The 13,873-nt window shown below is 61.0% G+C and carries 12 protein-coding genes; 6 read left to right on the top strand and 6 right to left on the bottom strand.

Annotation, left to right across the window (positions count from 1 at the left end; genetic code table 11):
* Window positions 1–143 precede the first annotated feature (143 nt).
* Together VF168_14500 and VF168_14495 are read left to right on the top strand one after the other, a co-directional pair.
* Window positions 144–1,484, top strand: a complete 1,341-nt coding sequence (locus VF168_14500; GenBank protein ID HEX7005392.1) for a site-specific integrase — start codon at window positions 144–146, stop codon at window positions 1,482–1,484.
* A complete protein-coding gene (locus VF168_14495; GenBank protein ID HEX7005391.1) occupies window positions 1,477–1,929 on the top strand; it encodes a hypothetical protein in 453 nt (150 codons plus the stop codon). Before VF168_14500 ends, VF168_14495 begins: the two co-directional genes overlap by 8 nt.
* Window positions 1,930–2,046: 117 nt before the next feature.
* Here VF168_14495 and VF168_14490 read toward each other — a convergent pair whose 3' ends face one another.
* The 4 genes from VF168_14490 to VF168_14475 form a co-directional block, all read right to left on the bottom strand.
* Window positions 2,047–3,021 (bottom strand): hypothetical protein, encoded by a 975-nt coding sequence (locus VF168_14490; GenBank protein ID HEX7005390.1) that lies wholly within the window; start codon window positions 3,019–3,021, stop codon window positions 2,047–2,049.
* Window positions 3,022–3,657: 636 nt separating this feature from the next.
* Window positions 3,658–4,449 carry a TIGR04255 family protein gene (locus VF168_14485; GenBank protein HEX7005389.1) on the bottom strand — a complete coding sequence of 264 codons (792 nt, stop codon included), beginning with the start codon at window positions 4,447–4,449 and terminating at the stop codon, window positions 3,658–3,660.
* Between the two features lie 699 nt (window positions 4,450–5,148).
* A complete protein-coding gene (locus tag VF168_14480) occupies window positions 5,149–6,000 on the bottom strand; it encodes a hypothetical protein (protein ID HEX7005388.1) in 852 nt (283 codons plus the stop codon).
* A 325-nt stretch (window positions 6,001–6,325) separates the two neighbouring features.
* A complete protein-coding gene (locus VF168_14475; protein ID HEX7005387.1) occupies window positions 6,326–8,188 on the bottom strand; it encodes an SLC13 family permease in 1,863 nt (620 codons plus the stop codon).
* 557 nt (window positions 8,189–8,745) lie between these two features.
* On the opposite strand from VF168_14475, the gene VF168_14470 reads away from it, so the two are divergent.
* A complete protein-coding gene (locus tag VF168_14470; protein ID HEX7005386.1) occupies window positions 8,746–9,048 on the top strand; it encodes a helix-turn-helix transcriptional regulator in 303 nt (100 codons plus the stop codon).
* A gap of 360 nt (window positions 9,049–9,408) precedes the next feature.
* Here VF168_14470 and VF168_14465 read toward each other — a convergent pair whose 3' ends face one another.
* On the bottom strand, window positions 9,409–9,690 hold the full coding sequence (locus VF168_14465; GenBank protein ID HEX7005385.1) for a hypothetical protein: 282 nt from the start codon (window positions 9,688–9,690) through the stop codon (window positions 9,409–9,411).
* A 96-nt stretch (window positions 9,691–9,786) separates the two neighbouring features.
* On the opposite strand from VF168_14465, the gene VF168_14460 reads away from it, so the two are divergent.
* On the top strand, window positions 9,787–10,509 hold the full coding sequence (locus tag VF168_14460) for a LexA family transcriptional regulator (GenBank protein ID HEX7005384.1): 723 nt from the start codon (window positions 9,787–9,789) through the stop codon (window positions 10,507–10,509).
* A 182-nt stretch (window positions 10,510–10,691) separates the two neighbouring features.
* Complete coding sequence (locus tag VF168_14455; GenBank protein HEX7005383.1) at window positions 10,692–12,122, top strand: ATP-binding protein; 1,431 nt, start codon at window positions 10,692–10,694, stop codon at window positions 12,120–12,122.
* A 102-nt stretch (window positions 12,123–12,224) separates the two neighbouring features.
* On the opposite strand, the gene VF168_14450 is transcribed toward VF168_14455, so the two are convergent.
* Window positions 12,225–12,509: a zf-TFIIB domain-containing protein gene (locus tag VF168_14450; protein HEX7005382.1), complete on the bottom strand. Its 285-nt coding sequence runs from the start codon at window positions 12,507–12,509 to the stop codon at window positions 12,225–12,227.
* A gap of 220 nt (window positions 12,510–12,729) precedes the next feature.
* Between VF168_14450 and VF168_14445 the strand changes: the two genes are divergently transcribed.
* Entirely contained in the window at window positions 12,730–13,863 is a 1,134-nt protein-coding gene (locus VF168_14445) for an ATP-binding protein (protein ID HEX7005381.1), read from the top strand.
* Window positions 13,864–13,873: the final 10 nt, after the last annotated feature.

Genomic DNA, 13,873 nt, shown 5'->3' with positions numbered 1-13,873 from the left:
CGACCTAGCGCGTACCGGAATTCTGCCCTGCATCAACGTAGGGCGCCAAGTTCGGTTCCACAGGAAGGAAATCCATGTCTGGCTTGGGCAGGGCGGAGCGCGGGCAGCGTGAACTGGGGACCCCACCTGCTCGATGATTCGACTTGCAGAAGGCCCTCTTTGTCCTCCCTTTCGAAGGGGGGACAGCAGTGAGTCGGCGCAAGCGTGCCCGCGCTCCGGGGTCCATTGTCGAACTCGCGCCGAATCAAAAGTACCTTGTCAGAGTCTTCATGGGCTGGGTCGAGGGTCCTAAGCCAGGCCGTAGAGTCCGGAAGTATGCCTCGAAGACGGTCATTGGCAGTCGCGCGGATGCAGAAAATGTGCTTGCTGACTTCTTGCGTCTAAAGCGAGAACGGAATTTCGATCCTGCTTCGCTTGACCTGACCGTGGGTGCCTTCATCCGACGGTGGATTGAGGATGTCAGCGCCCGAGACGTCCGCGAGAGCACACAAGAGAGGCAGGCCTACATGCTCGAGAAGGACGTGATCCCCTTCCTCGGCAAGCTGAAGCTTGCTGCCTTGACGACGGCAAAACTCGACCGCTTCGTTGCCCATCTGGAGCGAGACCGGAAGTTAAGCCCGGCAAGCATTCGTTACTGCATGGTCACGGTATCAAAGGCGCTTCAGAAGGCCGTTGCCTGGGATCTCATCAAGGCTAACCCTGCTCGAAACGTCTCACTTCCGCAGATACGGCGGGAAGAGGTAAGCGTGTTCGAGCCGGCCGAGCTGATCCACTTCATGATCGGGGCGCTTCACGCTCGTAAGGGAGCAGTTCTGCTCTGCTTGCTCGCGACGACTGGGCTGCGGCCTTCAGAAGCTTTCGCCCTCCGATGGGGCGACATTGACAGCACGCGGCCGTCTCTGAAGGTGCAACGAACTCTCGTGCGCTTTCGCGGAGGATATCGGTTCGACAAGCCCAAGACACGCCGCGGGGAGCGGCAGATCACGCTCAGCCCTACCATCGCACGCCTGCTTGAGCACGAGCGGGAAGCGAGAGGCGACCGTGCCGGCGATCTCGTGTTCCCCAACGCCTCCGGAGAACCACTTCATCCGTCGACGGTCTACCACCGGCTCTTCAAGCCCATCCTCAGGTCAGTGGAGGCGATCGACGAGTCGAAGCGCAGCGAGCTCAAGCCGTACTCCTTGCGCCACACCCATGCGACCCATCTCCTCCTTCAAAACGTGCATCCGAAGGTTGTTTCAGAGCGACTCGGGCATGCTTCGGTGCAACTGACGCTCGACACGTACTCGCACGTCCTGCCCAGCATGCAGACAGAAGTGGCGGCGGTTGTAGAAGGAATGTTATTCGGTCAAGAACAGCGTTTGCCGTCGCTTTCCTTGGATCGGGAGGAGGAGTTGGCGCCGCTCAAGAGGCAACTTGAGGAGGCGGTAGACCGGTTCATAAAGGGCGGCAATGCACGCCAGCAAGGAGCAGCTAGTGACTGAGAAGAGCCCCATACTCACAGACGATAACTTCCATTCGTATGCAATGGCAGGTGTGTTAAAGGGCGCGGGATTAAAAGACGAATCTCCGCGGATAGGTCGGGACGTCTTGCAGGTTCTAGTCATGGACAAACAAGAGCGGTGTGACCAGATCTACACGGAGTTGTCAGCGTACTTGAGTCAAACGGCGGGAAGCGCAAAGCGGATCACCGACAGTGGCCGAGCGATGATTAGGTTCCTTCGAAGCCTGCTCGGTCCTCGGGGTCATCACTTGTGTGACGTCTCGTCCCTCAACTATGAAATGGACTTAAGAGGAACTAAGCTCGTTTCGCTGATCCTGCTGTTCCTGTGCGACATGGACCCTGTCGCCATATGGGATCTCTTGGAACAAGCTGACCCGGACTTCTCTACCGAGTTTACGAGGGAGACGATCAAAGAGGGGCGATAGAGTCGTTACTTTGCTTATTCAATGCGGTGGCGCAACGGCGCCACCACATTTCCCAGCATGAGACGATAGAGGCTTCGTGACTATAAGGGCAAGCGCGAGCGAGACCGCCCACGCTCGCTATTCCTCGTCGGCACTGGACAGGTGATCCAGGTCCAATTGATCACTGTAGACATACTCTTCAGCGCTCATGTCCGACAGCGTCGCAGCGATTCCACTTATGTCATTGAACCTGCCTTTCCTCTCAATCCTACTGAGCCAGCGTTCCACGTAGCTAACCCACTCCTCGCCCTCAAAGCTAGACTGATCGCCATCTCTTATGAAGTACAGTGAGAGGCTTATTTCTGAGGCGCTCCAGTCAGGGGAGGCAAGAACCCTTATCTCTCGCAGTGCTCGGAGTGCGCGACCCTCATCTGATTGACGATCATGTTTTTCGATGAGTCTTGATCTAAGTTTGCCGATTAGCTCAACGAAGTCATCGGGGAACGCAAACCGAAGATGTTTGCGTGCAAGCGCTCGGGTGAAATCACGCGCTTCAGTATCGGTCCGACATCCTTCAGACCGAGTCCAAGTCAATAGGACTGCCTTTTCGAGAGTCGTGGTCTTGTCAAGGTAGGCGACTAGTCTTTGGTCGGCAAGACTCGGAATAAAAGCGTAGGCTGGTCGCCGACCTTTCCGTACGTCATCGAGATTCTCTTCAGGAACCTCTACCAAGGGAACTACATCAATAAACGGTCGGTCCCTTGACGTACGCACTATGTCGCAAGTCTGAGTGACTACGACCAGCCCCCGCACCTCTTCCTCAACTAGATCTACGTCATCTTCCTCCACCTGCGCGGACGCATTCGTCAAGCGTGCCTGCGGGTTGAAGCGATGTACTGTCCAGGCCGAACCCAGGACGTAGTCCCCCTGTCTCCAGGACTTGACCACTTCATCGACTTGCCCGATGACAGTTGTCTTGTCGTCAGCGCCCCGACCCACTACCGCTGTCTCGACGTGAAGATTTCGCAGCCTTGCTCCTGCCGCTAGTTTCGTGCTGGATATCATGCAGCGCGTCAACAAGTGAATCGGGTGGTGGTGGGCGACGGGATGCACGAGCAGTGGTGCTCAAGGAGACTTCATGAGATCTCGCGCGAACTCCGGGCGTTCCTAAGATTTCTAGAGCTTCCTGCAACCGCCCCTCAGCAAGAAGGTCAAACGGGCTGCTGCCCTGCGGGCCTGGCCGGAGCAGAGACGCCCGTGTAGCTTGTCCGCTGCCACAGTAGCATCGCCGAATTGTATCCAAGAGACGGTAAAGACGCTCCTCATTGGTGATGCTCAGCTCTTTTCCAGAAGCCCAAAAATGAACGCTTCTGCGATTTACACCGAAAAGTTGTGCAATCTGCTCCCACGTTAGGCCACTCAAGCGCCTTAGTTCAAAAAGGTCCTCGCTTGGAGTCGAACTAGTGGGTGGCGTATGAACGGGCGACCTCAAGGTGGCCGAAGGCAAGTAGTTCTCGAAATGCCTTACATCCCCGTACCCTGCTGAGCCTGTTCCAACAGACGAGCGAATGACAGCTATCAGGGAGTCGCTAAGCAGGAAGATCCGTGCGCCCGTCGAGTCCTGCACGGGAGTCAGAAGCTGGGCCATAAGAGCGCCCTTTTCCTCAGGTTCAGGACTCCAGTTCGCTGCTTCTACGGATGTACCTGTCCGCCAGTTTGGTTTTGGGATCTGGTCAGAAGTTTGAACGTTCATTGGCCTCCCCCGTATCGCTCAATAAACTCGTCCGTGACCACCCAGCGAAAGAAGGTATAAATCCTTTCAGCAAATGCTTCAGCCCTTGTGGTTAGTTCCGGCACATCGAAGGGCTCTTGAGACTCTTCGAACACATCGAGATCTAGCACCCAGCTAATGGACGGCGCGGGCGGAACCGAGCCGGGATCGATTGAGCTTCCGGGCGGAACTAGCGCCCACCGAGCCATCATCTGCGCCTGACCTCCTGGTATTTCCATTCTAAGTTCGTTTGTGTAGAGCTGTGCGCTTTCGGCAACCGGGGTTGTCAGTATCCCCGCAATTTCAGGCCGAACGAGGCTTTGAATATCCGCCGGTTTTAAGTCGGTCAACTGGTCTACGTACCTCAGTCCGATACGGTCAACGAGCTGGGGATTGATATGTTGTTCAACGGCTTGAAGGACTACCTCTAGCCGCGAAATGAAATCTTTCCGACTACTGTACTTAGTTGATTCTATCGCGCAAAAGCTCGGTGCAACAGACACCCTCCAGTTCCCTGTACGGTCCGTAAAGCGCCAGATCGTTGAGGATTCTGTGCTCACGACTCCTTGCGGCCCAAGAGTTAGCTCTTGAGTACGTTCTTGGCGTAAAGTCGGGTAGTCCTTACGAATGGCTTCTTGAAACGCAGCAATGTACTCTCGCTTTTGAATTGAAGCAATGAGAGGGAAGCGTACTTGTGCCAGTACACGAATTAAGGGGGCGAACTTGAGAGGTATGTCCTCCGGCACAGGCGCCTTCAACGGATTGTCCATCAAGAGGTTTCTATCCTCCATCCACGCTTGACGGGGCTGGGCGAAGTGCAAAGTCGCGTGGTTCTATTGATAGTACATCATTTTCTACAACTGTGAAGTGGAGTGTGAAGCAGTTGCCTTCTGGCCCTTGTCCTGCTCTGGTTGGAGAAACTGGAATGACGTTCTAACTTCGCTCGGTTGCCGACTAGCGACGCCATCATGGGTTATAGGGAGCAGATTCATCTCCCGCTTCTCCCCAACTCAAGGCTGGGTGGTCATGGCAAGAGCGTTGTGCAATTCATATTGCAATCGAGTCGGAACTCGACGGACCTCTTTCGAGAAAGCTGAACTGGCTCGAGCCGACCAAGCCACTCTAGGACGAACAGAAGCGACTTCGATTGAACTCAGGAAAAGTGCCGGATTGCCGCCCGGACCGACTCATAATCGATTGGTCGCTGGTTCAAGTCCAGCAGGGCCCACCAGCCACCTACCGCCACTTCGACTTTCATACCGAGCGGAACAGCAATCTCACGAAAGGTGTCGGCAACAGTGCCGGAGGAAAGAGTCTGAGTGGCGAAGCTAGGCACGAGGACCGGCCCTGAAGACCTCGAGGGCCTCCCCGAGCCCTGAGCTCGTCCACTGTCCTCATCCGGGAGCCGGTGCGTGAGTGCAGAGCTATGCACCTCCTCGACCAGGATGTCGCGATCCGCAATTTCCAGGCTATGGCTGGTTGAAAACGTCGTCGGGGCTGTTGCCGGCAACGCCGCTGTCTGGGCCGCTTATGGCCGAACCGGTCACGACGTACACGCCTCCACCGAGGGCCGCCATGTTGTCGGCAACGAGCACCTCCCCATCCAGCGTCAACGACGTTCCGCCGTGCCAGACTCCTCCACCGTTCTGCATGGCTATGTTTCGAACTATCGTTGACTGTGATCGGATGTCCGCAGCGCCGTAGTTGAAAAATCCGCCGCCGTTAACCATTGCCCTGTTCTCCTCGATGACGGCACCGCTTTCGAAGGATGCTGTTCCATCTCGGAATACGTAGACGCCGCCACCACTCTTGTTGGCGTCGTTGTCACGCACCAACGATCCCGCTTTCATCGAGATCCTGCCTAGATCGACAAATACTCCGCCTCCCCATCCCCCATCATTGCCAGTAGCCTCGTTGTCGCTCACCTTGGCTCCGGAAGCGAGCACGAGTGTCCCTCCGCCAACGAAGATGCCGGCTCCATATAGTGCCGAGTTATGCGCTACCGTGGTGTTGATCAGCGTGAGTGAGCCCTCGGTGTATATCCCGCCACCGTTCGTGCCCGCGCCGTCCGAAATCACCAGGTTCTCGAGAGTCACCTCGGCATCCGCCGCTACCGTGACCACCGTATAGAGATCGGCGCCCGTCAGAACAGGCGGTTCGTCCGCGACCCCGACCAGATGAACGTCTTTGCCGAGGTTTATCGGCGCCCCTTCCTGATATGTACCTGTGTCGATGCAGAGTCGGTCTCCGGAGGAGGCAGCCGAGACGGCTTCGGATATCGACCGGAAGGCATGGTCCATAGAGCTGCCGTCGCCGCTCACGTGAGCCTCGCTATTCACGTAGAGGGTGTTTCCAGGGCCGGGCCCGCAGGCCGCCGCCGGCGAAGACGTAGAAGTGCAGGCGGCGAGCAGCGGTAGCGCGCAAACGAGTAGCAACGGGAAGGAGTGGCACGGGCGCGGCATGGCAAGCTCCTTGCGCTGGCCCCTACCCGAAGTGTGTGAAAAATAACAATATTCCCAGCATCGCCGACTGTCAAGGTTCGTCCCGGCGACTACACCTCGCTGTCGGGACCAGCGGCGACCTCGACCGGCGACTTCGACCGGCGGCTGGATCGCCCGCTCGACTGCGGCCGCTTGGAGCGCACTCTCAGAGCGGCCAGAAAACGGGAGCGAGTGCCGCCACGAGGAACGCCATCAGGAGGTCGAGCGGCAGCCCGATCCGAACGAAGTCGGCGAAGCGGTAACCGCCTGGTCCGTACACCATCAGATGCGTCTGATAGCCGATCGGCGAGGCGAAGCCGAACGACGCCGCCATCATGATAGTCATCGCGAAAGGCAGGATGCTTGCTCCCATGCCGTCGGCCAGGGCGACGGCGATCGGGAACATCAGCACGGCGGCACCGCTGTTGCTGATCAGTTCCGTGAACAGCGCCGTAACCAGATAGGCGGCGAAGAGCACGAGCGGTGCGCTGTCTCCCACGAGGCCGAGGGTCCAATGCGCGATCGACGCTGCCACCCCGGTCACGTCCAGGGCTTGACCGAGGGCGAACGACGCGGCGATGACGAGCAGCACCTGCCCGTCGATCGTTCGGCCAGCGTTCGAACGGCCCACGCAGCGCGTCGCGATCATTGCAAGGCCGGCCAGGAGAGATGCCTCGAGCATGGTCAGGAGGCTCAGAGAAGCTGTCGCGGCCATGGCCGCCAGGATGGTGAGGGAGATCCAGGCCCTGTCGTGCCGGTGGGGCTGGGAATCGGGGACCGCGCTCACCAGGAAGAAGTCACGGCTGTTCCTGTTCTCCTCCCAGAACGTTGCGGGGGCTTCTAGCAGCAGGGTGTCGCCGGAGCGCAGCACGATGTCTCCGAGCTTGCCGCCCAGTCGCGTCCCACCTCTGGCTACGGCTATGACCACCGCCCCGTATCTGTTGCGGAAGCGGCCCCCCCTTATGCTCCTGCCGAGGAGTGGCGAGCTGTTGGAAATCACGACTTCGAACAGGCTCCGTCTCTCCCGCGGGGTGTCCAGCTTCTCGAGTTGGCCGGGAGCCGGGGTTAGTCCCTCGACCCTGTTCAGGTCGACGACCGACTCCAGGGCGCCCACGAAACCCAGGAGGTCCCTGGCTTCAAGCAACTGGTCGGGAGCAACGGCCGACAGAACCTTCCCGTTCCGCTCCACGTGAGCCAGATAGAGACCCGGCAAGTGGCGAAGCCCGGCCGACTCGATGCTCTTGCCCACCAGCGGGCCCTTGTCCGACACGACCATCTCCACCTGGTAGGCGCGCTCATCGAGTTGGGCAGAGATGGGTGGTCGTCGGTCGGGCAACAGCCAGCGGCTCACCAGTAACACGTAGCCGATTCCCAGGATGGCACAAGGCACGCCCAGTCTGGTGATCTCGAAGAGCCCGAGGCGCACATCGGCATAGGAGTGCAAGAGCCCGGCTACCACGAGGTTGGTACTCGTGCCTATGAGCGTGCAGGCGCCACCCAGAACCGCCGCGTAGGAGAGAGGGATCATCAGCTTGGACGGCGGCAACTCGAAGCGCTTGGCCCAGTCGCTTACCGCGGGCAGCATCATCGCCACCAGCGGAGTGTTGTTGAGGAAGGCGCTGAGAAAGGCAACCGGGGCCATGAGTCGGATCTGGGCGGCGCGGAGGCCACTCGGCCTTCCAAGCAGTCGCCGGCCGATCCAGCCCACCGCCCCGGTCTCCCGCAAACCGGCCACGACCACGTAGAGCGCTCCGATGGTGATGACGCCCTCGTTCGCGAAGCCGATGAACGCCTGTTCCGGGGTGAGAACGCCGCAGAGCAGCAGGAGAGTCATCCCGAGCAGCGCAACCATGTCCGGAGCCATCCGCGTGAACGCGAAGAGCGCGAAGGTGAGAGCTACGATTCCCGACGCGAGCCACGCCGAAGCGGCCCCGTCCAGCAGTCGTTTCGCGGGCATGTCGTCCTCGAAGAGACGCCGCAGGACCAGTGCCGCTAGCAGTCCCACCAGGAGCAGAAGGCCAGACAACAAGTAACGTCGATACTGGGCAGATCCCGATGCCCGACCCCGCCAGGACTGCAGTTTCAGGGGCACTTCAAGCGACCGCCACACTGACGACTCGCTGAGCGATCGCTGCACCGGTACCGGTTCATCCCCACCCCTTCGCCCTGGCGGCCACCGCCTTGGCGCCCCGCTGTCTCACTCCAGAATCTAGGCTAATCAGATGAGAGAACTCATCGCGCCACGGCACGCCTCAGCTCTCTTCGCCCATTCTTGCGACGATCCGAGGTTGAGATGAGAGTAGGGCTCGGAGCGTCGGCGAGCCTGTGTCCGAAGTAGAATCGATCCGAACCAACGGGCGCTCTACCCGATGGCCTCGCCATCACGAGGGGCGGTCCCGGCCTGGGGATGCGTGGAACCGAAGCTGCCCGTGTTGGGCACTTGTGCAGTTGAGTAACGGCGCGTTGGGAACGCGAACTAGCTCGAGGGGCGCGGCCGCATGACCTTCACCTCACGAAGGGTGGGACTCGCTAAGACGATGCCATAGTATCGTTCCGGTTCTGGAATGACGCTTCGATGATGGGGTAGTGACGGATGAGGTCTACCTCGCTGTAGTTCGGCGTCGGATAAAACTGGCGCGTCTCGCGAGGAGCTTGCGGCAGGAGGACGTGGCCGAACGCCTTGGGATTTCGCTGCGTGCCTACCAACGTTACGAGGGCGAAGACACTTCCAGGGAGTTCAATCCGTACGTGCTCACGATGAGACGGATCGCCAGGACGCTTGGCGAGGATCCTGGAGCGATCCTCGGCGAACCTACTCAATCCGAGATCGGGGAGCTCGAGGGTGGGGCGAAGACACCCCGGGCCCCCAAGCGGGCAGTTGACAAGTAGCGCCCTGACCTTCGCGGTTGCGTCACTGGGCCGCCAACCACGCTTGGCCTCCGAAGCGTGTTCGAGACCCATCCGGCCGATCGAGAACGGCCGGTCGGACCGCCTGGGGTCGTTTGCGGTCAGGGCGCCAATCCTGCCCGAGGCCGCCAACACGATACCATAGTATCGTTTCAATCGCCATCGCCATCGCCAGCGCCATCGCAGCCGCATCGCAGACGAGCCGGTCCGGCATCGGTTCTAGCCCTCGCGAGAAATCAGGTCAGGAGCGCGCGGTTCGAGAGGAAGGCGCGCGAGGAGGGCGTGAGATGGCGGCAAGCAGTGGATCGCGGCCGTACCCCTCACTGGTTGGTCCACTCCTGTTCATCCCTCCTCCGCTCGACCTGCCGAGTAATCGGAGGACGCGCCCTGCTCCTGAAGGAACAGGAGGGCCTCGAGGAGCGGCACGGCGAGCTCCCGGTGGTCCCGCCAAAGGCGGATCGGCAAGATCGACCGAAGAAGTGCCCCGATCAACTCCAGCCCCCTCTTGCGCTCCTCGATCGTCCAGCCGATCGCCAGGAGATTGGCTCTGTTGTCCCGTGACTCTCCCGACGGGCCGATCCAGAGCAGGGCGTCAACGGCTTCCGCGAACTCGTCATCGCTCATGCAACGCCCTCCTGTGGGACTCGGCCGAAGTATCTTTACTCCAACGTTGGAGTAGCATAAGGTCGCAGGTGCGATACCGTCAGGGAGGCTAAACTAATGCCGACAGCTGCTAAGCCGGCGCCGGAGCCTGAGTTCAGTGGTTGGTTCAATCGGCGGATCGAGCGACGCATGAAGCAACTCGGCATGACGAAGCTCGAGCAGTTCGCCGAGTATTCGGGCATCGGCGCCACTACCGTCTACGGGCTGGTGCAGGGACGGGTCTCGCGCCACGGAAAGCTCGTCAAGCCCTCGTTGGAGACTCTCGCGAAGCTGGCCGACGCGCTGGAGGTACCTCTTCACGAGTTGGTGTACGAGCTCGAGCCGACCGCAAGGGGTGCCCAGCAGGTGATCCCGCACAAGGTGTTGCGGCTGCCGGTTCGTGTTGCAGGCTGGGTTGGAGCGGGGCCAAGGCAAGACGATGCGATTCACGAGGAGGAAGTCTGGATAGATGGGTACTCGTCCCGAAGCAAGGAGCTGCTCGCTTTTCGAGTGCGTGGCGACTCGATGGCTATGGGGCCGAAGCCGATATTCGACGGAGACCTGGTGGTGGTGAATCGCAAGGATAAGGGGCACCACGGCTCTGTCGTAGTCGCACGTCTCGACCCCGAGGGATACGTCTGCAAGCTGCTGCGGGACGACATGTTCGGACGCCAGTTGGTGAGTTCCAACCCTCGTGCCAGCGACGGGACGCCGCTCCATATCGACGCCGAAGATGTCGCCGAGATCGTCGGGCGCGTCGTAGAGGTTCGCCACTTCGATTTCGGCGCCTCTTCGCGATGAGGGCGACGAGCCCAGTTGCATAGGGACGAGCAGGGCCGGTTGTGTCGTGACAGCGCCAACGGCACTCGACTCTTAGGGGCCGCCCGTCTTGCCCTTCGTCGTTGCTCCCACAGCGCCTTCATCACTCGCATGTCCGAATCGGAGCGACCAGCCGGCCAAGTGATGCTATTTTGTGCCGAGTAATGAGCAGGGGTGGTCATACGGGCAGGAACGGAGACCCTTCGGCGTACCCCGGAGATGGGTTCGCCCAGGAACGGGTGAACGGTCGTCAACGATCCCTGCTGCGAACATTCCTCATCGGCGTGCTCATCCTTCTCGCCACTAACATCGTCCTGGCCCTCGTCCTAGCGGGTCCCGAGATCCTGAATCTGCGGATTCTGGGACCCAGTCTGGTTGCGGCCATCGGCGGTCTCGCGGCTCTGGTCGTCCTGCAACGGGGCCGATTGTTCGGAGCCGGTTTGCTGGCCACGACAGCTTTCCTCGTGGGCGACTCGTGGGAGTTCATCAGAGCCGGACTGTTCGGCCAGGAAGTCAGTTTGCTGATGTTCCTCGTCCCGGTGCTGATCTCCGGACTGCTGTTGAGGCGCAGGATCGTCTACTCGACGGTCGGGATCGTCCTGGTGGTCACGGTCGGCGTTCATACGCTCGAGCTGGTGACCTCGGGCGGCCAGACCGTCGCTAGTACTGGGGCCCTGCTGCTCTTCACGCTCGTACTCATCCTGCTCAGCCTGTTCTTCGATCGGTTCGGCATAGCGTTGCGAAACGCCCTGTCAGAGGAGGCCCTGGCCAGAAGCGAAACAGCTCGACTCTACGAACAGACGCGGAGGCTCAACGAGTCGCTCGAGGAGAAGGTCACGATCCGCACGGCGGAACTGGAGTCGCTCAACGAAGAGCTGGAATCGTTCAGTTACTCGGTGTCTCACGACCTGCGGGCACCCCTGAGGAGCATCGATGGCTTCAGCAGGGCGCTGATGGAGGACGGCCGGCACGAGTTGAGCGAAGAGAGCCTGGGCTACCTGGAGCGGATCGGCGGGGCGGCGCAGCGGATGGGCGAGATCATCGAGGACCTGCTCGAGTTCTCGCACCTGAACAGGATGCAGATCAGCGACGACCGGATCGACCTGACGGCTACCGCCCGGGAAGTCTTCGAGTCCCTGCGCTCTCAGGAGCAGGGACGAACGGTCGACTTCGAAGCAGAGGAGGGGCTCACCGCCAGGGGCAGTCGCCGGCTCGTGCGGGCGATCCTCGAGAACCTCATCGGAAACGGCCTGAAGTTCACCCGGGGCCGAGATCCCGCGGTGATCGAGCTGGGCTGGAGTGACGAGCACTCCGCCTTCTACGTGCGGGACAACGGCATAGGTTTTGACATGAACTACGCCGACCAGCTGTTCCGCCCGTTCCAGCGGCTCCACTCTCCCGACGAGTTCGAGGGCACCGGGATCGGCCTTGCGAACGTCCGACGTATCGTCGAGCGGCACGGCGGCGATGTCTGGGCGCGATCAGTGCCCGGCGAGGGCGCGACCTTCTACTTCACCCTGCCCGATCGTGCGGAGAGCGAAGAACCGTTGGCAAGGCCGGACCGGCCGATCCCGTCGCCGGATGCGGTGCAGTAGGGCCCCTACGAGTCGGCGCCGCGATGGAGTTCGCCTTACGCTGGCGAGGAGTCGCGCGAGACGATCGAGAAGGCCCGCAGCCTTCGGTCCAGCCGGCAGCTCTCAATCGAAGAAATCGAACAGTTCGAAGCGCTTCTTGCGCTTCTTGCGGCGGTAGTCGTCGTCCCGGTCCCGGTCCCGGTCCCGGTCCCGGTCGTAGTCCCGTTCCTGGCGCCGGGGCTCCGCGCTGTCGCGATCGCCCGATCCGCTCACCAGGCTCAGCAGCTTCTCCAGCTCACCGCGATCCATCCAGACGCCGCGGCACTGCGGGCAAACGTCGATCAACACCCCGTTCCGGTTGATCTCCTGCATCGGGCTGTTGTCGTTCGGACACATCAGTAGCGGCATTGCACACCTCCGCGAAGTTCACCTACCCTAGCGCAGTCTGCACATACTGCTGGCTCCCCGGTGCTCTTGCTGTCGATCGGAGCGACGCTCGAACGCTCCGCGCGAACCTCTGCCGAATGGAGGGCGAGAGTGGCCGTGGCCGGCGTTATCGTGCGATACACCACCTCTCATGTGGGCGAATAACACTGGTGGCGGCGCATCTGCGCCTTATGGAGGGGTAGTGGTCAAGGGCCCGACAGGCATCTTCAGGGGTCTGCTAGTTCTCGCCAGCGTGGTAGTCGTGCTCCTGATCGGCTACGTGGACAGCGTCACGCTGAGCGAGTTCGGGGCCGCCCTCTTCTATCTGGTGCCGGTCGCCTGGGCGGCCTGGTTCGGCAACAGGACGGCTGGACCGCTGGTCGCCATCCTCGCGGCCGCTACCTGGTACGTGAGCGAAGTAGCGACGAGCGCCTACAGTACGACCTGGGCCCCTATCTGGAACTCGTTCACTCGTCTCGTCTTCTTCATGACGGCCTCTATCCTCATGCGCGAGTACCGCGCCAAACGGGCTCTGGCGGCCGACCTGGCCGAGAGCCAGAGGGCGCTGTCCGAACTGAATCAGGATCTGGAGGCCCGGGTGGAGGAGCGGACCTCCGAGTTGCTCCACCTCAACCGTGAACTGGAGTCGTTCAGCAACAGCATCGCGCACGACCTCAGGACACCGCTCAGAGGCATAGCCGGCTACAGCCAGCTTCTTCTGGACGAGTACGCGGACCGGCTCGACGAGTCGGCAGTCCGCTACCTGCGGCGGGTGCAGACCAACACCTGGCACATGGGCGAGTTGATCGACGCGCTGCTCACCCTCTCGCAACTCGTTCGAGGAGAGATGAGTTCAGAGGTCGTCGACCTCTCGGCCATCGCCGCCGAGGCAGCGAAGGAGCTGAAGGCGCGGGAACCCGAGCGGCTGGTCGTCTTCGATATCTCTCCCGGTCTCGTCGTGCGGGGCGACCCCGTTCTCCTCCGCACCCTCATCGCTCACCTGCTGGAGAACGCCTGGAAGTTCAGCATGGGAGTGAGCCCGGCGGCCATCCGAGTTGGCAGGAACTCGGGACCGGAAGGCGCTGCCTACTTCGTCAGCGACAACGGAGCGGGCTTCGACCCGGAGTACTCGGAAAAGCTGTTCGTTCCCTTCCAGAGGCTGCACAGTCCCGGTGAGTTCGAGGGGCGGGGAGTGGGGCTGGCGACGGTCGAGCGGATAGTGAAGCGACACGGCGGCACCGTTTGGGCCGAGGGGGCGGTGGGCAAGGGGGCGACGTTCTTCTTCACGCTCGGACCTGCCGCAACCGTTCCTGACAACGTCAACAAGGCGGCGTGAAGGAGCGGGC

It is taken from the genome of Trueperaceae bacterium (assembly GCA_036381595.1).
GTDB lineage: Bacteria > Deinococcota > Deinococci > Deinococcales > Trueperaceae > DASVCN01.
This window is presented reverse-complemented; position numbering and strand designations above follow the sequence as displayed.

Excerpts from the sequence above, each read along its gene's own strand:
- VF168_14460 (HEX7005384.1), top strand. The coding sequence starts at position 9,787 with ATGCCGACAGCTGCTAAGCCGGCGCCGGAGCCTGAGTTCAGTGGTTGG.
- VF168_14465 (HEX7005385.1), bottom strand. The coding sequence starts at position 9,690 with ATGAGCGATGACGAGTTCGCGGAAGCCGTTGACGCCCTGCTCTGGATC.
- VF168_14485 (HEX7005389.1), bottom strand. The coding sequence starts at position 4,449 with ATGGACAATCCGTTGAAGGCGCCTGTGCCGGAGGACATACCTCTCAAG.
- VF168_14455 (HEX7005383.1), top strand. The coding sequence starts at position 10,692 with ATGAGCAGGGGTGGTCATACGGGCAGGAACGGAGACCCTTCGGCGTAC.
- VF168_14450 (HEX7005382.1), bottom strand. The coding sequence starts at position 12,509 with ATGCCGCTACTGATGTGTCCGAACGACAACAGCCCGATGCAGGAGATC.